Annotated in this window: 21 protein-coding genes; 3 read left to right on the top strand and 18 right to left on the bottom strand. The window is 60.5% G+C overall.

Going from position 1 to position 23610, the window contains the following annotated elements:
- Positions 1-86 precede the first annotated feature (86 nt).
- Positions 87-764, top strand: a complete 678-nt coding sequence (gene lexA, locus P0D52_RS06800) for a transcriptional repressor LexA (protein ID WP_394694665.1) — start codon at positions 87-89, stop codon at positions 762-764.
- On the opposite strand, the gene P0D52_RS06805 is transcribed toward lexA, so the two are convergent.
- On the bottom strand, positions 745-2856 hold the full coding sequence (locus P0D52_RS06805; protein ID WP_394694666.1) for a ComEC/Rec2 family competence protein: 2112 nt from the start codon (positions 2854-2856) through the stop codon (positions 745-747). The genes lexA and P0D52_RS06805 overlap by 20 nt on opposite strands.
- A gap of 60 nt (positions 2857-2916) precedes the next feature.
- Here P0D52_RS06805 and gltX point away from each other — a divergent pair, with 60 nt between their 5' ends.
- Together gltX and gltA are read left to right on the top strand one after the other, a co-directional pair.
- Positions 2917-4350, top strand: coding sequence for a glutamate--tRNA ligase (gene gltX, locus P0D52_RS06810; RefSeq protein ID WP_394694667.1), 1434 nt, complete (start codon positions 2917-2919; stop codon positions 4348-4350).
- A gap of 29 nt (positions 4351-4379) precedes the next feature.
- Positions 4380-5684: a citrate synthase gene (gene gltA / locus P0D52_RS06815; protein WP_394694770.1), complete on the top strand. Its 1305-nt coding sequence runs from the start codon at positions 4380-4382 to the stop codon at positions 5682-5684.
- On the opposite strand, the gene P0D52_RS06820 is transcribed toward gltA, so the two are convergent.
- From P0D52_RS06820 to dnaE, 17 genes are all read right to left on the bottom strand, one after another.
- A complete protein-coding gene (locus tag P0D52_RS06820; protein ID WP_394694668.1) occupies positions 5681-6856 on the bottom strand; it encodes a lipid-A-disaccharide synthase in 1176 nt (391 codons plus the stop codon). The two genes, gltA and P0D52_RS06820, sit on opposite strands and share 4 nt — an antisense overlap.
- Positions 6849-7712: an LpxI family protein gene (locus tag P0D52_RS06825; RefSeq protein WP_394694669.1), complete on the bottom strand. Its 864-nt coding sequence runs from the start codon at positions 7710-7712 to the stop codon at positions 6849-6851. Before P0D52_RS06825 ends, P0D52_RS06820 begins: the two co-directional genes overlap by 8 nt.
- Complete coding sequence (gene lpxA / locus P0D52_RS06830) at positions 7705-8496, bottom strand: acyl-ACP--UDP-N-acetylglucosamine O-acyltransferase (protein ID WP_394694670.1); 792 nt, start codon at positions 8494-8496, stop codon at positions 7705-7707. Before lpxA ends, P0D52_RS06825 begins: the two co-directional genes overlap by 8 nt.
- Positions 8493-8948, bottom strand: coding sequence for a 3-hydroxyacyl-ACP dehydratase FabZ (fabZ, locus tag P0D52_RS06835; protein ID WP_394694671.1), 456 nt, complete (start codon positions 8946-8948; stop codon positions 8493-8495). The genes lpxA and fabZ overlap by 4 nt, the downstream gene beginning before the upstream one ends.
- Before the next feature lie 2 nt (positions 8949-8950).
- A complete protein-coding gene (locus tag P0D52_RS06840) occupies positions 8951-9958 on the bottom strand; it encodes a UDP-3-O-(3-hydroxymyristoyl)glucosamine N-acyltransferase (RefSeq protein ID WP_394694672.1) in 1008 nt (335 codons plus the stop codon).
- Positions 9959-9975: 17 nt separating this feature from the next.
- Positions 9976-10575: an OmpH family outer membrane protein gene (locus P0D52_RS06845; protein WP_394694673.1), complete on the bottom strand. Its 600-nt coding sequence runs from the start codon at positions 10573-10575 to the stop codon at positions 9976-9978.
- Between the two features lies 1 nt (position 10576).
- Positions 10577-12949, bottom strand: a complete 2373-nt coding sequence (gene bamA, locus P0D52_RS06850; protein ID WP_394694674.1) for an outer membrane protein assembly factor BamA — start codon at positions 12947-12949, stop codon at positions 10577-10579.
- A gap of 25 nt (positions 12950-12974) precedes the next feature.
- The gene (locus P0D52_RS06855; protein ID WP_394694675.1) at positions 12975-14150 is read right to left on the bottom strand and encodes a M50 family metallopeptidase; all 1176 of its coding nucleotides are present in this window, start codon (positions 14148-14150) and stop codon (positions 12975-12977) included.
- Positions 14151-14168: 18 nt separating this feature from the next.
- Positions 14169-15347, bottom strand: a complete 1179-nt coding sequence (dxr, locus tag P0D52_RS06860; protein WP_394694676.1) for a 1-deoxy-D-xylulose-5-phosphate reductoisomerase — start codon at positions 15345-15347, stop codon at positions 14169-14171.
- Complete coding sequence (locus P0D52_RS06865; RefSeq protein ID WP_394694677.1) at positions 15344-16162, bottom strand: phosphatidate cytidylyltransferase; 819 nt, start codon at positions 16160-16162, stop codon at positions 15344-15346. Before P0D52_RS06865 ends, dxr begins: the two co-directional genes overlap by 4 nt.
- Positions 16152-16880 (bottom strand): isoprenyl transferase, encoded by a 729-nt coding sequence (locus P0D52_RS06870; protein ID WP_394694678.1) that lies wholly within the window; start codon positions 16878-16880, stop codon positions 16152-16154. Before P0D52_RS06870 ends, P0D52_RS06865 begins: the two co-directional genes overlap by 11 nt.
- Before the next feature lie 24 nt (positions 16881-16904).
- Entirely contained in the window at positions 16905-17465 is a 561-nt protein-coding gene (gene frr / locus P0D52_RS06875) for a ribosome recycling factor (protein WP_394694679.1), read from the bottom strand.
- Between the two features lie 4 nt (positions 17466-17469).
- Positions 17470-18246, bottom strand: coding sequence for a UMP kinase (gene pyrH, locus P0D52_RS06880; protein WP_394694680.1), 777 nt, complete (start codon positions 18244-18246; stop codon positions 17470-17472).
- A gap of 59 nt (positions 18247-18305) precedes the next feature.
- Positions 18306-19184 (bottom strand): translation elongation factor Ts, encoded by an 879-nt coding sequence (tsf, locus tag P0D52_RS06885; protein ID WP_394694681.1) that lies wholly within the window; start codon positions 19182-19184, stop codon positions 18306-18308.
- A 40-nt stretch (positions 19185-19224) separates the two neighbouring features.
- A complete protein-coding gene (rpsB, locus tag P0D52_RS06890; protein WP_394694682.1) occupies positions 19225-20097 on the bottom strand; it encodes a 30S ribosomal protein S2 in 873 nt (290 codons plus the stop codon).
- Positions 20098-20276: 179 nt separating this feature from the next.
- Positions 20277-21491 carry an OB-fold nucleic acid binding domain-containing protein gene (locus P0D52_RS06895; protein ID WP_394694683.1) on the bottom strand — a complete coding sequence of 405 codons (1215 nt, stop codon included), beginning with the start codon at positions 21489-21491 and terminating at the stop codon, positions 20277-20279.
- Positions 21397-23586, bottom strand: a complete 2190-nt coding sequence (dnaE, locus tag P0D52_RS06900; RefSeq protein WP_394694684.1) for a DNA polymerase III subunit alpha — start codon at positions 23584-23586, stop codon at positions 21397-21399. Before dnaE ends, P0D52_RS06895 begins: the two co-directional genes overlap by 95 nt.
- Between the last annotated feature and the right edge of the window lie 24 nt (positions 23587-23610).

Raw genomic sequence — 23610 nt, forward strand, 5'->3', positions numbered from 1 at the left:
CAAGGGGATATATGGGCTTGACGTCTACCCGGAACACTCATAGAACATCCAGAGAAGTTTCTGATTTGTTCCTATGGAGTGAGCCCATGCTGACGCGCAAACAACAACAGCTTTTGCTCTTCATCAACAAGCGTTTGAGCGAAGATGGCGTCTCGCCCTCCTTTGAAGAAATGAAGGATGCATTGGATCTGGCGTCCAAGTCAGGGGTTCACCGCCTCATCACCGCTCTGGAAGAGCGCGGCTTCATCCGCCGTCTTGCGCATCGCGCCCGGGCACTGGAAGTTTTGAAAATGCCGGAGACCGGCGCGCCAGCGGTATCAAGCGATGCTGAGAATGTTGTCCGGCCCAATTTCGGCGCCGAGCCGGATCACGGAGCCGGTGTCGAGGTTGCCGTGCTGGGCAAGATTGCCGCTGGTGTGCCGATCGAGGCCATCCAGCATGAGCAATCGCGCATCATGCTTCCCCCTGACCTCGCCGGTGGACGCGGCGAGCATTACGCCCTCGAGGTTGAAGGCGATTCCATGATTGAAGCCGGCATTCTCGATGGGGATATCGTCATCATCGAGCGCTGTGATACCGCCACAAATGGCGAAATCGTGGTGGCGCTGGTCGATGAAGAGGAAGCGACGCTGAAACGCCTGCGCAGGAAAGGCGGCTCTGTGGCCCTTGAAGCGGCAAACCCGGCCTATGAAACCCGGATATTCGGACCGGATCGCGTGCGCGTGCAGGGCAAGCTGGTCGGTCTCATCCGCCGCTATCACTAGACGTCCAGATGCGGCGGCCGCGGCGGGTTTCGACATCTGTTTCGCGCTGGATTTGACCCGATTGCAGATAAAGCGCCCTGGCGCCGCCAGCCTCCAGTTCGCCCAGTTCAATGAGGCGCGCGCCGCAGTTCGCTCGCTGAATCGGTGAGGCATAGGTTTTCAGGACCACCAGGTCCGCCACGGCGCAGTCTTCCGCCAGCGTCTCGTCGCTTTCGGAAACCACAATGAGGACGTCGTGCGTTCTGCCGGCGCAGCCGCGCGGATCACACACGACGCCATCGCGGCCGGGGCGCACGGATTCGCCGGCCTGTTCCAGAAATACCGATGTTGCAAAGCGCGCGCGGCGACGATCTGTGCTGGCCCATTCACTTCCATTTTCGCTGTCGAACCGGGCCAGAATGACGCCCTCCTCGCTGATGAAGACATCGGGTGGCCGACTGAGCCCCCACCCCGTATAAGCGACGAGCATGAAGAGCAAGCCGATCCGCCGGGCAAGGCCGGAGGCTGCGACCAGCAACACAAACCCCAGAGCATAGATCACCAGAACCGTACCCGGGGCCGATGCCATGGGGGCGAGCGAGCCGGGCCAAGATGCCACCCATTCGGCGATGCGGACGACCCAGATCAGGCCCCAACTCATCACGGATAGCGCCGGCCCATCGAGGCCAAAGGGTGCCAGCGCGAGCGCCAGAGCGCCTGCCGGCATGACGACCAGCGAGAACACCGGCATGGCGGCAAGGTTGGCGGCAAGGCCGTAAACCGCAATGCGGTTAAAGTGGAAGGCCGCGAAGGCGGCGGTCGCACTGCCAGCCACGAGAGATGAAAAGGACAGCGTACCCCAGAATCCGAGAAAGCCGCCGATCGCGCCTTTCTGCCGTTCATGCGAGTCGCGCCGTCGCCAGAGATCGAACGCGGCCACCAGTGCCGAAGCGGCGGCAAAGGACATCTGGAATCCGGGCGACAATACGCTCTGCGGCTGCAGCACCAGGATGATCGCGGCGGCCAGTGCGATGGATTGCATGGAAATCGCCCGGCGCTTGAGCAATATGCCCAACAAGACCACGGAGACCATCACGAAGGCCCGCTGGGTCGATACGGATGCGCCTGAAAGGGCAAGGTAAAGCGTCGCGCCGATCAGCGCGATAATGGCCGCCGGAACGCGCGGGTCATATCGCCGGGCAAAAGCCGGAATAGAAGCGCCGAAAGCCCGGACCACAAAGAAGAGGCCTCCGGCAAACAGGCTCATATGCAGGCCGGATATGGCGAGGATATGCCCCAGACCGGTGGCCCGCAGGGCCTCGGCCTGATCCGGCGGGATGCCGGAGCGATCGCCTGTCAGCAGGGCCGCCGCAATGCCGGCTGTCTCCGGATCCGCGCCCTCGCGAATATGTTCGGCCATCCGCCACCGCCAGCGGGCGAGTTGCCGCAGCACCGATCCTCCGTCGACATGTGCCACTTCCGGCGGCGCAATCGCATATCCGGTCCCGCCCAGCCCCGAAAACCAGGCTGCAAAAGCGGGATCATAACCGCCCGGCACCGCCGGACGCCTTGGCGGTGTCAGGACAACCCGCGCTGTAATGCCGTCTCCGGGACCGAGTTCTCCCCGGCGCGCGTAAAATCGCACCCGAGCCGGCGGGCGTGCCATCCCTTCAAGCGAGCTGACCCTCACGATAATCCGCTCGCGGCCATTGCTGTTCTGAACAGCCTCGATCCAGCCCTCGACTTGCAAGGCGCGATACGAGTCTGTGACGAAAACCGTTTCCTGACCCAGCGTGTGATGCTGCGCGCGCGAAAAGCCGAAAGCGGCGAAGGCTGCCAGCATCAGAACGGACCATAAAACAGGCTTCGCCGCCGCATATTTCCAGCCGATTATCGCCCCCAGAACAGCGATGATTGCCAGCGCTGAAATCAGAATCGCGGGTGGCTCCGCCGGCAACGCAAAATAGGCCAGGGCCCCTGCCCCGAGTGCCACGGGCGCCCAGATCGCCATGCGCACAGGACGGTTCAGATCCATGGATCCCAACCATTGCTCACGTGTGCCAGCGAGCCGAACCCTTGCGGATTTCAGAAGAGAGGCTTCATTCAGGCGCAATCGACTGTTCCATCCCCCTGCCTGCCATGCTACCACGCGATCATCTTTCCGCAGTGCAACATGGTTTCGCGAGTGCAAAACACGACACAACCCATCGTTACACGCTTTGCGCCCTCACCGACAGGCTATCTCCATATTGGCGGTGCGCGCACAGCGCTCTTCAACTGGCTGCTGGCACGCGGTGCAGGCGGCAAATTCCTCTTACGTATTGAAGATACAGACCGCGAACGCTCAACTGAAGATGCCACACGCGCCATTCTCGAAGGTTTGACCTGGCTGGGTCTGGACTGGGATGGCGAACCGGTCTCCCAGAACGCCAATGCGCCGCGCCATGTTGCGGTCGTCGATGAATTGCTGGCCAAGGGCCGGGCCTTCCGCTGCTATATGTCAGACGAAGAGGCTGCTGCGGCGCGCGAGATCGCCTTTGCCGAAGGCCGGGCGTTGCGCAGCACATGGCGGGACCGCCCCGCATCGGACGCACCGGACGGCGCCCCCTTTGTCGTGCGGTTTCGCGCGAGCGATGATGACGTCGTGGTGAAGGATGCTGTTCAGGGTGATGTGCGCTGGAAGGGCAAGGAATTCGACGATCTCGTTCTTCTGCGCAGCGATGGCTCGCCCACCTACAATTTCGCGGTCGTGGTGGATGATCACGATATGGGCGTCACCCACATTGTGCGCGGAGACGATCATCTGGTGAATGCCGGCCGGCAGGCGCAGATCTATGATGCGCTGGGGTGGAAACGCCCGATTTTCGCGCATGTGCCGCTGATCCATGGCCCGGATGGCAAGAAGCTTTCCAAGCGTCACGGCGCTCTGGGCGTCGAAGCCTATCGGGATATGGGTTATTTGCCGGAAGGCCTGCGCAATTATCTGCTTCGCCTTGGCTGGGCCCATGGCGACCAGGAATACTTCACCGATGCGGAGGCTCAGGCGGCATTCAGCCTGTCCGGCCTGAACAAAGCTCCGGGCCGGCTCGATTTCGACAAGATGGCCAGTGTCAACGCGCATCACATGAAGCTGGCAGATGATGCCCGGTTGCTCGAGCTGGTCTCGCCCTGGTGTGCAAAGCTGGTTGAAGGCCTTGACACTTCAGAAGATCATTTCCGCCAGCGCGTCTTGGCGGCAATGGAGGTGCTGAAGACACGGGCCTCTACCCTCGCCGAACTGGCCGATCAGACCTATTTCCTCTTCCGGCCGACACCAATCGTGCTGGAGGGAAAGGCAGCAAAGCCGCTCAAAGGCGATGCGCCGGACCTGTTGGCCCGGTTCCGTCCTCGCCTCGAGGCCTTACCGGCGTGGACGTCAAAACGTTTGCATGCCGAGCTCGAAGCCTTCGTTGAAAGCGAGGAAATCGGGTTTAGAAAAATCGGGGCACCATTGCGGGCGGCTCTCACAGGCGGTGCCCCTGCGCCAGACCTGTCTCTGGTCATGGAATGGCTGGGTCGCGATGAAGTCTTGCGCCGGATAGCGGATCAAATCAAAACGGGCGGATAGACCCGAGGAAGACGAGAAGGAAGACCATGATGGAAACCAAGGCGAAACCCAATGGCACGGCCACGCTGACGATCGATGGTCAAAGCTATGAATTTCCCGTCCTGAAGGGGTCTATCGGTCCCGATGTGATCGATATTCGCAGCCTTTACAGCAAGGCCGGGGTTTTCACCTATGATCCGGGTTTCACATCCACGGGGTCGTGCGAAAGCCACATCACCTATATTGATGGCGATGAAGGCACCCTGCTCTATCGCGGCTATCCCATTGACGAGCTTGCTGAAAATTCGAGCTTTATAGAGGTTTGCTATTTGCTGCTGCACGGTGAATTGCCGACCGCGCAGGAGCTGGAAGATTTCGATCTGACCATTCGTCGGCACACCATGTTGCACGATCAGTTTGACCAGTTCTTCCGCGGCTTCCGCCGGGATGCACACCCGATGGCGGTGATGGTCGGCACGGTTGGCGCGCTGTCTGCTTTCTACCATGACTCGACCGACATCAACGATCCGCAAGCGCGCATCATCGCCAGCCATCGCATGATTGCCAAAATGCCAACGATTGCGGCACGGGCCTACAAATACTCCATCGGCCAGCCTTTCATCAGCCCGCGCAATGATCTGGACTTCGCCGGGAATTTCCTGCGCATGTGCTTTGCCGTGCCTGCCGAGGATTTCGAGCTCAACAAGACGCTCGCCAAGGCCATGGACAAGATTTTCATCCTGCATGCCGATCACGAGCAGAATGCCTCCACCTCGACGGTGCGTCTGGCCGGGTCGTCGGGCGCCAACCCGTTTGCCTGTATTGCTTCCGGCATTGCCAGCCTCTGGGGTCCGGCGCATGGGGGTGCCAATGAAGCCGCGCTCAACATGCTCGAGGAAATCGGCACGGTCGACAAAATCCCGGAATACATCGCGCGCGCCAAGGACAAGAATGACCCTTTCCGCCTCATGGGCTTCGGGCACAGGGTCTACAAAAACTTCGATCCGCGCGCCAAGGTGATGCGTGAAACCTGCCATGAAGTGCTGGACGTCATGGGCGTACGTGACGAGCCCTTGCTGCAGGTTGCGATGGAACTCGAGAAGATTGCGCTGGAAGATCCGTATTTCGTCGAGAAGAAGCTCTATCCGAATATCGACTTCTATTCGGGTATCACGCTGCGCGCGATGGGCTTCCCGACCTCGATGTTCACGGTTCTGTTTGCTCTGGCCCGGACCGTCGGCTGGATCGCCCAGTGGACTGAAATGCTGGAAGATCCGGTCCAGAAAATCGGCCGGCCGCGCCAGCTCTTTGCCGGTGCGACGGAACGCAAATACGTCCCGATTTCCAAGCGTTAGTCTTGATTATGGCGGGCCGTGGTCAGATCGATCACGGCCTTTGCCGCCCGGGCGCTGGATTGCCCGTCGCCCTTCATCGCCATGGCCGCAGCCTGTAGTGCCGGCCCGCGTGATGCGCCGCTTTCGATTTCCGACAAGAGCGCGCCGACAGACGCGGTCAGCGTTTCGCCATTGGCGCCGGTTTGCGCGTGTTCGACGATCAATTCCTGGTCGGCGGCGATATTGACGAGGCTGAAATACTTCGCCTTGAACAGGATGAAGCGATAGATGAACCAGCTGAGCCAGCCGAGCTTGTAGGTCGCTACGGTGGGCACGCCTGCCAGCGCCAGCTCGGTAGTCGCCGTGCCGGAAACCGCCAGCGCCACTGTCATCGCGGATGTGGCATCGCGCTTTTCGCCTTCATCAACCTGAATGATCGTTGGCATGCGTCTGTCGGCCTGAAGGTCGGAGGCCACGTCATCGGCAATTGCTGGTGCCATGGGCGAGATAAAAACCGCGTCCGGATAGCGGCTGGCCAGCAGCGCAATGGCATCCCTCAGGACCGGCCCAATCCTCCGGCGCTCACTCTGGCGGCTGCCGAATAATACGCCAATCACCGGCGCATCAGGCGCTATGCCATGACGCGCCCTGAACGCCGCACCGTCGCCGGTGACCGGGCGTTCCAGAGCGGGATTGCCCACAAATGTCGTGGACAGACCCGCCGCTTCGAACATCGGGGCATCAAAGGCATGGATGGTCAGAAGATGGTCGACGGAATGGGCCAGCACATGGGCGCGCTTGGGCCGGGCAGCCCAGATTTGCGGCCCGACATATTTCACCAGAAGTGGCGGATTTTCCCGTTTCTGCAGGCGCTGCGCGACCCGGATCATGAAGCCCCAGGAATCAATGAGCACGACGGCATCCGCGCCAAAATCCATGGCGGCATCGACCGTCTCGTTCACCCGTTTCAGAATGGTGCCGTAGGATTTCAAGCCGTCCAGCAAGCCCAGAATAGCCAATTCCGAAATATCGATCGCGCTGGTCAAACCCCGCGCTTCCATCTTCTTTCCACCCACACCGGCGATCTCGACACCGTCGCCATAGGCGGACTGCAAAGCGTCGATCAGGTCAGCGCCAAGGGCGTCGCCTGATGGCTCGACCGCGACAAGAAATATGCGTTTGGGATTATTCATCGGCCCTGGCGGCATAGATGAAAATGCCTGCCGCATCTGCGGCGGCGATGGTTTCGTCCATACGTGGAATCAAGGCGTTACCGGCATGAATGGCAATCCCCGCCAATCCGGCCCGGCTGACGCCATCAATGGTATGCAGGCCGATGGTTGGCAAATCGATCCGGCGTTCCTGTTGGGGTTTGGGTGTTTTTGCGAGGACACCGAGACGGCCCTCGGCCCTTCCGCGAATGTCGTCAGGCAGCTCCGCCACACGTGCCAGCATCCTGTCGGTGCCTTCCTGGGCTTCGACGGCGAGTACCAGGCCATTGGCGACAACGGCCCCCTGCCCGATATCGTGAGCGCCAATGGCGCGCGCGATGCTCAGCGCTTTTTCAATATCCGCCATGGCCGCCGCATCAGGTTGAATCGCGCCCAGCGTGCCGGCCTCGGGCACAAGGCTGGACAGTGCCTGATCTGCCCCGATCGCCCGCAAGCCCTTGTTTTCAAACGAATCGATAATCACCCGCATCAGGGCATCATCGCCATAGCGCGCTGCTTGCGTGATTTTGGGGAGCAGCGTCATCGCGGCTGTATCCAGTCCCATCAGGGACTTGAAATCCGGCCGGGTGATACGGCCGATAAAGCAGACGGCATCACAGCCAGCCTCGCGCATGGCCTTTTGCATACCGCCGATCTTTGTGACCGGAAACGCCGACCGGTCGTAAGCGCTGTAGTCCTGATCGGCAAAGCCCGTCACTTCAACAATAAATGGCGAGCGTCCCGCGCCTTTTTCGCCTTGCGCAATGAGCAAGGGCACTTCCCCGCCACCCGCAATGATGGCGAGTCTCTGCCAGCCGGTGTGCGCTGCTTCAGTCATGCGGCATGCAGATCGAGCGTTTGGGCTCGGCGCGAATGAACTGGATGATTTCCTTCACGGCCGGGTTTTCAGCGTAAAGACCGGCCACATCTTCCAGCCTTTCGTTGAAAGAGCCTTCCTCTGCGAACAGTAGACGATAGGCCGTGCGTAATTCCTTGATCGCTTCCCGAGAATGACCGCGCCGGCGAAGGCCGACCAGATTTAGCCCCTCCAGATGGGCGTGATTGCCGCCCGCCGCGCCATAGGGGATCACATCCTTGGTCAGGAGCGACATGGCGTTGACGAAGGCCTGGCGGCCAATCCGGCAGAATTGCACCACGCCCGTATAGCCTCCGAGGATGACCTGATCCTCGACCACGGTATAACCGCCAAGCACGGCGTGGTTGGAAAGCACTACCTTGTTCCCGACGATGCAGTCATGCGCAACATGGGTTCCGACCATGAAGAATCCATCATCGCCGATAACGGTTTCCTTGCGGCCGACACCGGTGCCGGGATGCATGGTGACATATTCGCGGATTGTGTTGCGGGCCCCGATTTTCAACCAGGTTTCCTCGCCCTTGTATTTGAAGTCCTGCGGCGGATGGCCCAGCGAGGCATGCGGATAGATCACGGTATCCGCGCCGATCGTCGTATAGCCGGAGATGGTGACATGTGAGATCAGGCGAACCCGATCGCCCAGCTCCACATCGCCATCAACAATGCAGAATGGTCCGATTTCCACGGCGTCCCCAAGCTTTGCCGATTCCGAGACAATGGCGGTGGGATGAATGTTCGCACTCATACGACGCCAACCCCTTTGGCCGAGAAGTCGAATTCGGTGACGCGCTGATCCCCGACAAAGGCCTGCCCGCTGAACTTGAACAGATCGCCGCGGATATGGGTAACGCGCACCGGCATGCGCAAGACATCGCCCGGCTTGACCGGACGGCGGAAGCGCACCTTGTCGACGCCCATGAAATAGATGGCGGTTTTGGACACATCAGCATCCAGGGTTTTGGACATCAACAACGCCCCGGCCTGCGCCACAGCCTCGACGATCAGGACCCCCGGCATGACGGGATTGCCGGGAAAATGGCCCGGAAAGAAAGGCTCATTGGCGGTGACATTCTTGAAGCCGACGATTGACTCGCCTTCGCGGTAGTCTTCCGCGCGGTCGATCAGCAAAAACGGGTAGCGATGCGGCAGCCGGTCCAGGATTTCCTGGATTTCAATCGTTGTATTCGCGTCTGTCATGTCTATCTCCGCGCCTTCTTGCCCTGAGCGCCCTTGATCCCTGACAGCTTCCGCAGCTGCGTCAATTGCCGCAGGAAATTGCGGGCAGGCATGGCCGGGCTACCGCCCCAGCGTTCGCCATCGGGAATGTCATACATGGCCGCCGCATCGGCCAGCAGCACCACATCATTGCCAATGGTGATGTTATCGGTGGTCGCGCACCGGCCAGCAAAAAGACAGTTTCGTCCGATACAGGTGCTGCCCGAAATGCCGGCAAAGGCTGCCATGACGGTGCCACTGCCGATCTGCACATTATGAGCGATCTGGCAGAAATTATCGATCTGGCAATTGTCATCGATACGCGTGTCGCCGAAGAGCCCGCGATCAATCGAACAGGATGCGCCAATGGACACGTCTGCACCAATCAGAGCCCGCCCGAAATGTGGGACCTTGATACGTTGTTCAGCGCCGAGGACGACAGCAAAGCCTGACTTCCCGATCACGGTGCAGGACCCGATCTCGGTGCGCGGACCAATAGTGGCGCAGGAAATAACGGCATTGGCGCGGATGATTGCGCCCTCGCCGATCTCAACGCCCGGCCCGATTACCGCATTGGGTTCTATGATGGCATCCCGGCCGATTTTCGCTCCGGCGCTGATGAATGCCCCAGGAAAAATGCGTGCGCCCGGATCGATTTGGGCCTCTCCGGCCTCGAGTTCTTTCAGCCGGTAAATCTCGCCGGCGGACCGCGCAAAGGCGGCGCGCGGATTGCCCGTTACGCCGACAATGCATCCGGATGCCCGCAGATCATCGGCAAACTCGGATCTGGTAAAGACGATGGCGCCCGCGACCGGTGTCTCGACCTTGCGCTCGGCATAGCTGAGATGTCCGGCTTGCATGGCCTCAAGCGGGGCAACGCCACCCGCAGAAACGCCATCGGGCGCAAGCCCTTCAAAGCTCGCGCCCGACAGTGTTTCAAGCTCCTGAATGGATAACGGACGCGCCGACTCGTAAAAACGCGGATCGGCCACGGCGCTACCCTTTCAGATTATTGTTGCGGCTGCTGTGCGTCGCCTTCCGGCAGACGGACACGGTTCACCGGTACTGTTGGCAGCCGGGCGTTGAGACGCTCGATCACATCGGCGCTCGCATCGACGCTCGAGCTGGCATAGACGAGTGCGCCACGATCAATAACGATGTCCGCATTGCGGGCTTCAACGACTTCCTGCAGGACGGCCTGAAGTGCTTCGAGGACCGGGCGCATGGCGGCGCGTTCGGTAGCAACCAGCTCGTTGGAGTATTGCTGGCGGCGGGCTTCAAATTCCTGAGCCTGCTGGCTTACGGTCTGGATGCGCTGAAGCAAGTCCGGGCGCTGCTGAATGGCTTCCTGGGTGATACCGGCGGTCTCGGCGTTAAGGCGCTCGGCCTCTTCATCGATCGGAGTCCGCAGTGCGCGAAGCTCATTGTCCAGCTCGGTCGAGATCGCCTGAAGACGTGAAGCAATATGCTGACCGACGGCGCTTTCACGCAGAATCTGGTCTTCATTGATGACGAGAATGGTTTGTTGCGCCATCGCCGGTGCGCTGATCGCCATAAGCGTGACAGCGGCTGCGAAAATCGCAATCGGGTTAAGGGAGGAAGGTTTCATTTTAGAATCCTGTTCGTGTGCTGAAGCGGAAGAATTCGGTGCGGTCATACGATTCGTTGACCAGCGCCTCGGCCAGGTCAAAGCGGACCGGACCGAAAGGTGAATCCCAGAAGATGCTGAGGCCGGCGGAAACGCGAAGCGACAGATCATCTGTGGTGAAGGATTGGCCGGCGACCTCGGCGATAATGTCATTATCATCCAGAAGGCCGACCGTACCAAAATCGGTGAAGAGGCTGCCACGGATGCCGTATTGCTCCGGCAGCGGCAGCGGGAATGACATTTCGGCCGTCCCGATGGCGTAGACGCGTCCACCGAGCGCATCACCGCCGAGCAGACGACCTGATGCGGCATCGCGTACAACCACGCGCGGGCCAACGCCGGCCACTTCAAAGCCACGGAAGGAGTTTCCGCCGCGGAAGAAGCGGTCGTTAATCCGGATGTTGTCGCCGCCCCAGCCCATGATGAAGCCGGAATTGACGCTCAAACTGCCGACCACGTTCCAGAAGAGCGGACGATAGACCGCTGCGGTCACCTCGGTCGAGACAAAGCGGACATCGCCGCCAATCCCGGCGAAGGACTGGGTGAGTTCGGCGCGGAAGCCGCGGCTTGGCGCCTGCGGATTGTCCACGCGATCCCAGCGCAGGGAGTAGTTCAGAACCGATGTGATGCGGGATCCGGCCTGATTGCGCAGAGCCTGGTTTGCACCCGCGAAGACAACCACGTCATCATTCCGGAGCGTGTATTGGAGACCCAGATTGGTGGAGCGGGTCGTCGGGAAACCGGCGCGCAAGCTGAAACCGGTCGACTGGGTCTCAAAGCTGGCTTCTGTGATGAAGTCGGACCGAACGGAGAAAAGGTCGATACCGGCCGCAAGATTGCGATCAAGGAAGCGCGGCTCGGTAAAGCGCACATCGATCTGCTCACGGCGCGAGCTCGCGGCGATCCGGAAGCGAAGGAATTGACCACGTCCCCGCAGGTTTCGTTCCGAGATCGACAGATCAACCAGGAAGGAGTCTGTAGACGAGAAACCGGCACCAAAGGCCAGCTCGCCGGTAGCCTGCTCCGTGACGGCAACACGAAGGCGAGCGCGGTCAGGCGTGGATCCCTGCGTTTCGGTGATCTCAACTTCTTCGAAGAAGCCGAGGCGGCGCACGCGGGCCTGAGACCGGTCGATCAGCGACCGGTTGAAGGCATCGCCTTCCACCAGCTCCATTTCACGGCGGATCACATAATCCAGCGTCCGCGTATTCCCCACAACATCGATCCGCTCGATATAAACGCGCGGACCTTCCTCGATTTCAAACGTCACATCGACCGTGCGTTCGTCGCGGTTACGCGAGATATTCGGAATGATGTTGACGAAGGCATAGCCTGACGCACCAACCGCAAAGTTCAGCGTGTCGACCGCATTTTCAATCTGTTCGCCCTGGAAGAGCTGTCCGGTCTGGATCGGCAGGAAACTTTCAAGCACTTCCGGATCCACATCCGGCAATTCGCTATCCACCGTGATCTCGCCGAAATTATAAACATCGCCCTCATCCAGAGTGAAGGTGATGTAGAAGTCTTCCTGATCCGGGGTCAGCTCGGCCACGGCGGAGACAACGCGGAAGTCGGCATAGCCGCGGTTCTGATAGAATTGACGGATCAGTTCACGGTCATATTCGAGGCGGTCCGGGTCGTAATTGTCATTGGTCGAGAAGAAGCGCCACCAATGTGATTCCACGGTGACCAGTTCGCCGCGCAGCTCGCGATCGGAAAAGCTGTCATTGCCGATGAAGTTCACGCGGCGGACGCCAGTGACCGGACCTTCGGAAATTTCAAAAATCAGATCGACACGGTTTTGCGGCAATTCGACGATGCGGGGGGTTACTTGAGCCGCGAAACGGCCCGTCCGGCGATAAACTTCGATGATGCGTTGTACATCCGCCTGCACACGGGCGCGCGTGAAGATCGCGCGCGGCTGGGCCTGAATTTCCTCGGTGATGGTGTCGTCATCCGTGGCGCGGTTACCTTCCAGCAGCACACGGTTGATGATGGGGTTTTCCTGCACATAGACCACGACGACTTCGCCGCGATTTTCGATCCGTACGTCAGAGAACAGACCCGTGGCAAACAGGGTCTGGATGGACAGGTTGATGGATTGCGGGTCGGCCGGAACGCCGGGCTGCAGCAGCAGGTAGGACAGAACCGTGTCCGCCTCGACGCGCTGATTGCCCTCCACGAGGACCTGACGCAGCGGCGCAGCCTGCTGAACGGGCTGGGTCGCTTGGGGGGTGGTTTCCTGCGCTCGTGCGGATGCAGAAACGCCCAGCGGCAATGCCAGGGAAAGGGTGCAATAGATTGCCGCGGTCAGGACGCGCTGAATACTCGACATACGGGCCGCCGTTCTTGTTTGCGGATCAGGAACCTAATCCGCCCAGATAAACCAAATCGTTCCAGGTTGCCACTAACATCATACCCAGCACAAGGAAAAGCCCGACCCTGAAGCCGATAGCTTGAGCCTTCTCGCTGAGCGGACGTCCCGCAACCGCCTCGTAGGCGTAATACACAAGATGCCCGCCGTCGAGTATGGGAATCGGCAGCAAGTTGACTAAACCCAGTCCAATACTGAAAAAACCCGCAAGCTGAATGAGATTTAATGCAAGTCCGCCGACTGCGGTGCCGGCATCGGGCGCATTATCGACGGTTCCGTTTGCGATCTGCCCGGAAACGGTGACGATTCCCAACGGTCCATTCAGCATGTTGGCCGGTGCGCGGCCGGTCACAATGCGCCAGACATACTGCCCTGTCGTTGAAACAACCCCGGCAACGCGGCGGATCCCGGCTCCGACGGCCTCCACCGGATTGTAAGCGCGCTGATAGATTTCGCCGGACGGGGTGAAGCCCACGACCGCGACTTCCCGATACCCGCCAAAACCATCCGGCAGCCTGCGCAATTCCGGCGCTGCGGTGAGCTGAATCTGCCGTCCACTGCGGTCAATATCAAAGGTCACGACTTCGCCGGGACGCCACATCAGGGCCATGCGAATATCAGAAAACCTTTCGATATCCTGCCCGGCAATGGCGAGGACCCGGTCACCAGTTTGAAATCCGGCTTCCGCCGCTGGCGACTCTTCGGCCACATTGCCGACAATGGGCTGATACCCCCGCTCGCCAATGGCCGCCGCTATGACAGTGAAAATCGCGATTGCGAGGATGAAGTTCGCCAACGGGCCCGCGACCACGATAAAGGCGCGTTGCCAGACCGGTTTGAAATGAAAGCAACGGTCGGCATCGGGCCCAAGCTTTGCGCCCATTTCAGCCAGTTTGGCACTGTCGGGCTCACTGGCCGCACCCGCATCACCCATGAAGCGGACATAGCCACCCAGTGGCAGCCCCGCGATCCGCCAGATGGTGCCTCGCCGGTCCTTGACGGCGAAGAGCGTCGGTCCAAACCCGAAGGAAAAGACCTCGGCATGCACCCCGCACATGCGGCCCGCATAATAATGGCCGAGCTCGTGTATCACCACGACGATCGAAATCACCGTTACGAATGTAAAGAAGGTGAGCAGGCCGTATGTGAGAATATCGAGCAAATGAAGCCTCGTGAAAAATCAGGCAGGAATGCCGGTCATCCGGCGGGCGACGATGTCCCGCGCCAGACGGTCCACCTCCAAAGCATCTTCTATGCCAGAAAACCGTTTGGGAAGCATTGCATTCCGGTCCATTTCTTCCAGACAGTCTGCAACAAGGTCAGGGATGTCAAGAAAGCCGATCTGATCCGCCAGGAACGCACCCACCGCGACTTCGTTCGCAGCGTTCAGGCCAGAGGTCGCGCCCTCTCCCGCCAGTAGCGCGTCACGCGCAATCCGCAGCGCCGGAAAACGCGTATCATCCGGCGCTTCAAAATCCAGCTGCGACAGAGCCGCAAGATCCAGCGGTTCGGCCGGAGTTTCCATCCGCTCGGGCCAGGCCAGCGTCGAGGCGATAGGGATGCGCATGTCAGGACTGCCCAATTGCGCCAGCACGCTGCCGTCGATGTATTCGACCAGCCCGTGGATCACCGACTGACGGTGGACCACGATATCGACCTGTTCAGACGGCAAGCCGAACAGACGGCAGGCTTCGATGACTTCCAGCCCCTTATTCATCAGCGTCGCGGAATCAATGGAAATCTTGTCGCCCATGCTCCAGACCGGATGGGCCAGCGCATCGGCTCGCGAAACGCCCTTCATCCTCTCGACCGGCCAGTCGCGGAAGGGTCCGCCGGATGCGGTCAGAATGATGCGGCGGATATGTTTGTCATGCCCCGGATAGATCGCCTGAAAGATGGCATTGTGCTCGCTGTCGACCGGCAGGATGCGCGCGCCGCGCTGCTGTGCTAGGTCCATGAAATAATCGCCGGCGCAGACCAGGCATTCCTTGTTGGCTAAAGCGAGGATCGACCCGTTCTGAAGCGCGGCTGCAGCCGGCCGCAAACCCGCTGATCCGACAATGGCGGCCATGGTATAGTCGACCGGACGGGCCGCGGCATCGACCAGCGCTTCGGGCCCCGCAGCGGTTGCAATGCCGGTTCCTGCCAGAGCGTCTTCCAGCGCATTTGCAAGCCCGGCATCGCCGATGACGGCAATTTCGGGCAGATAGGTCCGAGCCAGCTCGGCCAATGCCGCGACGTTGGAATGCGCCGTCAACGCGACAAGCTGGAAAGTGCCGGGCTCGGCTCGCGAGACCAGGTCCAGCGTGGCAGTACCCACCGATCCCGTGGCGCCCAGAATGGAAATTCGGCGGCTCATAACGGGCCTTCCAACACATTCAGCGAGGCAATGGCAAGCGCGGCAATGCAGGCCGCCATCAAGGCATCAACGCGGTCGAGGACGCCGCCATGCCCGGGAATAATCTCCCCTGTATCCTTCACGCCGAACAGGCGCTTGAACAATGACATGGCAAGATCGCCGGCAACGGCAGCGAATGATAACAGGATGCCGGCAATCAGCGTATCGGTCAGAGGCTCGGTCTGCCACACGGCAAATCCCCAGGAGGCCGCAGTGCCGCCTGCAATGCCCGCGATAAATCCGGCCCAGGTCTTGTTCGGGCTGGCACGCGGCCACAGCTTGGGGCCCCGCAGCCATGTTCCCGCGAAATAGGCGGTGCTGTCGGCCGCCCAGACAATGAGCAGGATGAAGGCGGCGGCATTAAAGCCATTCAGCGACCGCAAGGATGCCAGAGCGGAAACGGCGAGCGCGACATAGAGCACACCAAATCCACCGCGCCAGCGGCGGGATAACGGCATATCGCCGGTGAAACTGATGCCGATCGCACCCGCGAGAGGCCAGGCCAGCATCCAGAAGAACTCGCCATCGGCTGCAAACAGAACCGCACCAGATGCCGCCGCCGACGCGATGGCAAAGCTGCGCGTCGGCGCTTCCCGGTCCGCCATGCGCATCCATTCCCAGGCCATGGCCGCGGCAAAAGCCGCGCAATAGGCCGTGAAGGCCAGACCGCCATTCCACAACAGGAATAGAGAGACCGGAATCAGGATCAGGGCGGAAACAATGCGTGTGACCAGCGCCGGGTCGCGCTGGCGCACCGCTTTGATGTCAGGCGGCATTCACGCCTCCGAACCGCCTCTGGCGCGAGGCATATTCATCCAGAGCCGCCTTGAAATGTTCCGCGGAAAAGTCGGGCCAGAGCACATCCAGAAAGACGAGTTCGGCATAAGCGGCCTGCCAGATCAGAAAATTGCTGGTGCGATGTTCGCCGCTTGTGCGGATCAGCAGGTCCGGGTCCGGCATGCCCGCCGTGTCGAGAAAGGCCGCAAACGCATTTTCATCGACCGCATCCGGATTGATGGCACCGCTCTTCACGTCGCGGGCCAGCCGGCGGGCGGCGCGAACAATCTCATCCCGGCCGCCATAATTGAAGGCAATCGTCAGAAAGCAGCGGTCGTTGTCGGCGGTTCGGGCTTCCGCGCGATCAATGATGGCCAGCAAATCCTCCGCCAGCCCCTCGCGGCGCCCTGCGATCCGGATATTCACGCCTTCCTTGTGAAGCTTTTCCAGGTCGGCGTCGACGAAACGCTTCATCAATTCGAACAGGGCATCGACTTCGTCGCTTGGACGGCGCCAGTTCTCGGTCGAGAAGCCAAATAATGTCAGATATTTGACGCCAAGATTTCCGGCTGCGCGAACCGCCTCGCGGACCGCCTCCACGCCCTTGTTGTGTCCAAAAGCCCGGGGACGGTTGCGCTGCTGCGCCCATCGCCCGTTGCCGTCCATGATGATAGCGACATGCCGAACCTCGCGGCACCTCTCCTCGCTACTGCTCATGGACACCTCCCAAGACGGACAGGCCTAAACCTGCATGATCTCGTCCTGCTTGGATTTCAGCTCCGAGTCCACCTTGGCGACATAATCATCTGTCAGTTTCTGGACGTTGTCAGACTGGCTTTTCAGTTCGTCCTCGCTGATCTCGTTGTCTTTTTCCATCTTCTTGAGCGTATCCATGCCGTCCCGGCGGACATTGCGGATGGCCACACGGGCATGCTCGGCATAATTGCTGGCGGCCTTGGCCAGTTCGGCGCGGCGTTCCTCATTGAGCGGAGGAATCGGGATCCGCAGAAGCGTGCCCTCGACGACCGGATTGACGCCCAGCGGCGCATTGCGGATCGCCTTGTCGACAGCCGACACCATGGACTTGTCCCAGACCTGTACGGAGATCATGCGCGGCTCCGGAACGGAGACGGTCGCGACCTGATTGATCGGCGTGGGTGAGCCATAGGCCTCAACTTTCACCGTATCCAGAAGGCTGGCCGAGGCGCGCCCGGTACGCAGGCTGCCAAACTCCTTGTGCAGGGCGTCAATCGCCCCGTCCATCCGGCGGCCCAAGTCTTTCATATCAATGCTGGAACTCATGGCACTACCCCTGTTGTGATCGGGCCGTGCGCGGTTCGCCAATCGTGGTGCAGGTGCCCTCGCCCCGCAGCACACGCGCAAACTCGCCCGGCTTGTGAATGTTGAATACCACGATCGGCACGGCATTCTCGCGCATCAATGTGACGGCTGCGGCGTCCATGACTTTCAGATCGCGTGACAGCACTTCGAGATAATCAAGGCTGTCATAGCGTTTGGCGTCCGGATTCTTGCGCGGATCATCGGAATAGACACCATCCACCTGCGTGCCCTTGAACAGCGCTTCGCAGCCCATCTCGGCAGCGCGCAAGGCGGCAGCGGTGTCGGTTGTAAAGAACGGATTGCCCGTGCCCGCAGCAAAAATGACCACCCGGCCCTTTTCCATATGCCGGATCGCGCGGCGGCGGATATAGGGCTCGGCAATCGAGGTCATCGGGATAGCGGACTGGACGCGGGTCGGCACGCCGACGCGTTCGAGCGAATTCTGCATCGCCAGCGCATTCATCACAGTTGCCAGCATGCCCATATAGTCCGCAGCAGCGCGGTCCATGCCCTTTGCAGCGACAGACAATCCGCGGAAAATGTTTCCACCGCCAATCACCAGGCAGACTTGCACGCCGCTATTGACGGCGTCCGACACTTCGCGGGCAACGCGTTCAGCGACGTTGAGATCTATGCCGTATTGCTGCTCGCCCATCAGGGCCTCACCGGAAATCTTCAGCAGCACGCGTTTATAGAGCGTGTGAGTGCCCTGTGGGGCGGGATCTCCGGCAGAATCAGTCATGGTGTGCAGCCTAAAAGAAAAGCGCCGGAGCGGTAAGGCTCCGGCGCTGTTTGTTCATACTAGCCGCCCTTGGCAGTGGCAGCGACTTCTGCGGCGAAGTCTTCGGTCTTCTTTTCGACCCCCTCGCCGACTTCCATACGGATGAAGCCGAGGATTTCGACGCCGGCCTCTTTGGCCGCCGCTCCGACCGTCAGGTCCGGGTTGATGACGAAGGACTGGTTAAGCAGCGTCACTTCGGAGAAGTATTTCTTCATGCGGCCGTCAATCATCTTCTCGATGACGTTTTCCGGCTTGCCGCTTTCACGAGCCTGTTCGGTCAGAACACTGCGTTCCTTCTCGACCAGGGCCTGATCCAGATCGGCTTCCGACAGCGATGCCGGATTGATGGCGGCAATGTGCATGGCAACCTGACGGCCGAACTCGTCGTTCGAGCCCTTCAGAGCAACCAGAACACCGATCTTGCCCATACCGTCCGCAGCCGCGTTGTGCACATAGGCTGCAACGCTTTCGCCTTCGATTTTGGCCATGCGGCGCACCGACATATTCTCGCCAATCTTGGCAACGCGGTCGGTGATCATGTCCGCAACCGGCTTGCCATTGACCGAAGCCGCTTTCAGCGCCTCGACGTCGGCTGCATCCATGGCGACGGAGGTGATATCCTTCACCATGGCCTGGAAGTCGGCATTCTTGGCCACGAAGTCGGTTTCGGAATTGACTTCCACGGCGACGCCCTTGCCACCGACCACCGCGATGCTGACCAGACCTTCGGCCGCAACACGATCGGCTTTCTTGGCGGCTTTGGACAGGCCCTTGGTGCGCAGCCAGTCGACTGCGGCGTCCATGTCGCCGTCATTTTCCGTCAATGCCTTCTTGGCATCCATCATGCCTGCGCCCGTCATGTCGCGCAGTTCCTTGACGAGGGCTGCTGTAATAGCCATCGATAATGCTCCTGATTTTCGTTCGACGTGAAAGCCGGGATCAGCCTTCGGTCTTTTCTTCTTTTGCTTCGGTAGCGGATTCGTCTGACGTTTCCGCGACAGTTTCAGCTGCCGGAGTGGCCTCGGCTTCCGGAGCCGCGGCTTCGTCCGCCGTTTCCGTCAGAACCGGTTCGACAATCGGATTTTCCGCTGCGCCAAGGTCCACACCCAGATTGGACTGACCCTGCGTCATGCCATCGAGCGCTGCATCGGCAATCAGCTCGCAATAGAGCGTGATGGCACGGGCCGCGTCATCATTGGCCGGGATCGGGAAATCGATCGGGTCCGGGTCGCAATTGCTGTCGACGATACCGATCACCGGAATGCCGAGTTTCTTGGCTTCCAGAATGGCGATCGCTTCCTTGTTCGTGTCGACCACGAACATCAGGTCCGGCGTGCCACCCATTTCCTTGATGCCGCCGAGCGACAATTCCAGCTTGTCGCGCTCGCGCGTCAGATTCAGAAGCTCTTTCTTGGTAAAGCCGGCCGATGCCTGCTCATCATCCAGAAGACCTTCCAGTTCGCGGAGACGTGCGATTGAATTGGAAATCGTTGCCCAGTTGGTCAGCGTGCCGCCAAGCCAGCGATTATTCATGTAGTATTGCGCGCAACGCTGAGCGTTCTGCGCAATGATTTCAGACGCCTGACGCTTGGTACCGACAAACAGGATCCGGCCGCCTTTGGCCGCAACGTCGCGGACCTGAACCAGCGCCTGGTGCAGCAGCGGAACGGTCTGCGACAGGTCGATGATGTGGATGTTGGCGCGTTCGCCGAAGATGTAATCTTTCATCTTCGGGTTCCAGCGGTGGGTCTGGTGTCCAAAGTGTGCGCCAGCTTCAAGCAATTGACGCATGGAGAATTCAGGCAGTGCCATTGATCATTTTCCTTTTCCGGTTGGCCTCCACGGAACGGAGTCACGATCAGCACCTTGCCAATCGCAACACCGGAGCGACGTCCCCAACTCGGTTCAGCCGAAGTCCCGTGTGCGTGATCAGGCGCGCATATAGGCGGGAAAGGCGCGTGGCGCAAGCCCGGCAGGGCAGATGATGCGTGCTAGATCAGCTCGACGCTTTCCACGCCCTTGACCCCGCGCAGCGCGGCCTGAACCGGAGGCGTGGTCGGCACCCGGCCCGGCAAGCGCAATTCCGCCTCACTGCCATCGGAAACCGAGAGAATAAGGTGGATCACCCCCTCGCCCTTGGCGCTGTCAGCCGCGCGATCCAGGCGGGCTTTCACGCTTTCCAGCGCGTCGACATTGAGGCGGACCTTCAAGCCTGCGGCAGCGGGCGCATCCTCAAGCGCTTCGATACTGTCGGCAAAAAAGCGCAATTGCTCTTCCTTGTCGTCAATACTGGCACTGATCATGACGGATGCACCGACTTCCAGCGCGTCGCGCGATGATTGCAACATGTCCGGATTGACCAGAACCTCGAATTCGCCCGACGGATCGGAAAGCGTCAGCCAGGCAAAGCGTTTGCCGGTGCGTTGCGAGACCCGCTCCTGACGCCGGCGGACCACGCCGGCCATGCGAATCGCAGACGCGCCATCGGCAACACTGTCGGGCGCATCGGCCACGAAGACCACGCCGCGGCGGGCGAGCATGTCGGCCTGATCATCCAGCGGGTGACCGGACAGATAATAGCCAATTGCCGCCAATTCCTCGTCGAGCCGCTGCGTCGCCGTCCAGGGCGGCACATCCGGCAATTTCGGGCGGGCCAGCCCACCCGCATCCGGATCGGCCCCGCCAAAGAGGCTGACCTGAGCGGTATCACGTTCCTCCTGCGCCTTGTTGGCCATGGCGCACAGGGTTTCCGCCGCTGCAAAGGCGCGGGCACGATCCGGTTCGATACTGTCGAACGCGCCGGCGCGGGCCAGATTTTCCAACGTCCGCTTGTTCAGGAGCTTGGGATCCACGCGTTCGGCAAAATCAAACAAATCCTTGAACGGGCCGTTGGCCTTGCGTTCCTCTGCGAGGGCCTCCATCGCAGACAGGCTGACATTGCGGACCGCGCCGAGCGCATAGACGACCGCGCCATCTTTCACCGAGAAATCGGCCTCGGACAGGTTGATGTCCGGCGGCAGAATGGGCGTATCCATCCGGCGCGCTTCCTGAAAGAAGACGGCCAGTTTCTCGACATTGCTGCGATCGAGGCTCATCAAAGCTGCGAGGAATTCAACCGGGTGATTGGCCTTCAGATAGCCGGTCCGGTAGGCGATGGCGGCATAGGCCGCGACCCATGGCCCGGCGCAACAGATCCGCTTCGCCAAGGGAATAACCAGACAATTCCTGCGCAATCTGCATCACCTGTTCCTGATAGATGATGACGCCATAGGTCTCATCCAGAACGGTCTTCAAATCCGGGTGAAGATAATCGACTTCGGCCCGGCCGAACTTCCGGTCGACATAGACATCGATATTCTTCATCGGCCCCGGACGATAAAGCGAGATCAGGGCGATCAGATCCTCGATCTTGTCCGGCTTCATCTTGGCGAGCGTGTCGCGCATGCCGGAGGATTCCATCTGGAAGACGCCGATCCCTGCCCCCGTCGACAAAAGCTCATAGACTTTCGGATCATCGAAGGAGGCATTTTCCAGATCGGGAATCTCGCCGCCCGCCTTTTCGATATAACCAAGCGCGCGCGCAATCACGGTCAGGGTTTTCAGGCCGAGAAAGTCGAATTTCACAAGGCCCGCCGGCTCTACCCATTTCATGTTGAACTGGGTCGCCGGAATGTCGGACCGCGGATCGCGATAGAGCGGCACCAGCTCATCCAGGGGACGATCGCCGATCACGACACCAGCGGCGTGGGTGGAGGCATTGCGGTAAAGCCCTTCGAGCTTCAGCGCGATTTCCAGCAGGCGATCCACACCCGGCTCTTCCTCGCCAAAGGCGCGCAGGCGCGGTTCGATCTCGATGGCTTCGGCCAGGGTTACCGGATTTGCGGGATTGGCCGGAACCAGTTTGGCAATCTTGTCGACCAGGCCGAGCGGCAATTGCAGCACCCGCCCGACATCGCGCACGACCGCGCGGGCCTGAAGCGTTCCGAAGGTGATGATCTGGGCGACGTGATCGGCGCCATAATGCTCCTGCACATAGCGGATGACTTCGCCGCGCCGCTCCTGACAGAAATCGACGTCGAAATCGGGCATGGAGACGCGTTCGGGGTTCAGAAACCGCTCGAACAGCAGACCAAAGCGCAAGGGATCAAGGTCGGTAATGGTCAGCGCCCAGGCCACGAGCGAGCCGGCCCCCGACCCCCGGCCCGGCCCTACCGGAATATCATGGTTCTTGGCCCATTTGATGAAATCGGACACGATCAGGAAGTAGCCGGGAAACCCCATGGAGCCGATGATTTCAAGCTCCAGCTTGAGCCGCGCCTCATAGTCCTCAACCGGAGCCGCCGGATCGACAACGTCCAGACGCGCCTTCAGGCCGGCCTCTGCCTGCGCCCGCAATTCCTCCAGCTCATCGCGCCCGGCTTCGGTCGGGAAGCTCGGCAGAATGGGATCATGGGTGCGCGGCCGGTAGGAACAGCGCCGCGCAATCTCGATCGTGTTGGCAATGGCTTCGGGCAGATCCGAAAACCGGGCCCGCATTTCCTCGCCGGAGGCAAAGAAATGGTCCGGCGTCACCCGGCGGCGATCCTCGACGGTGAGATACTGGCTTTCGGCAATGCATAGCAATGCATCGTGCGCGGAATGCATGTCCCGGTCCGGGAAGAAGCACTCATTGGTCGCCACGAGTGGCAAATCGCGGTCATAGGCCTGCTCCACCAGCCAGTTTTCCGCAATCAGCTCCTCGCGGCGGCCATGCCGCTGAAGCTCGACATAGAGGCGGTCGCCATAAGCCTCCTGCAATCGCAATAGCCATTTGCCGGCTTCGTCCCTGTGATCGTCCACGACCAGCCGATTGAGCACGCTGTCCGGCCCGCCGGTCAGCGCGATCAGGCCCTCTGTATGGGTAAACAGTTTTTCTGCGGTGATATGCGCCGGTTCGGTGGGACCAACTTCAAGGAAGGCCGCGCTCGTCAGTTTGAGGAGGTTGCGATACCCGGCCTCATTCGCCACGAGCAGCGCAATCGTGCCATCCGGCCGCGCGGCATCTCCGGGACGCGGCTCACCGAGGCGGATCGAAAGCGTGCAACCGGTAATGGGCTGAATGCCCGCCCCAGAGAGCACTTCTGAAAACTCGAGGGCGCCAAAAAGATTGTTGGTATCGGTGAGACCGATGGCGGGCATGTTGCCCGCCCCGGCCAGCGCCACCATTTTCTTGATCGGGATGGCGCCTTCAAGCACCGAATAGGGTGAGCGATTGCGGAGATGGACAAAGCCCTGCCCGGTGTCTCCTGATACGTCGCTCATGCTCATTGCTCCTTCGGTCCCGAC

Source organism: Hyphobacterium sp., assembly GCF_043584775.1.
Classification (GTDB): Bacteria; Pseudomonadota; Alphaproteobacteria; order Caulobacterales; family Maricaulaceae; genus Hyphobacterium.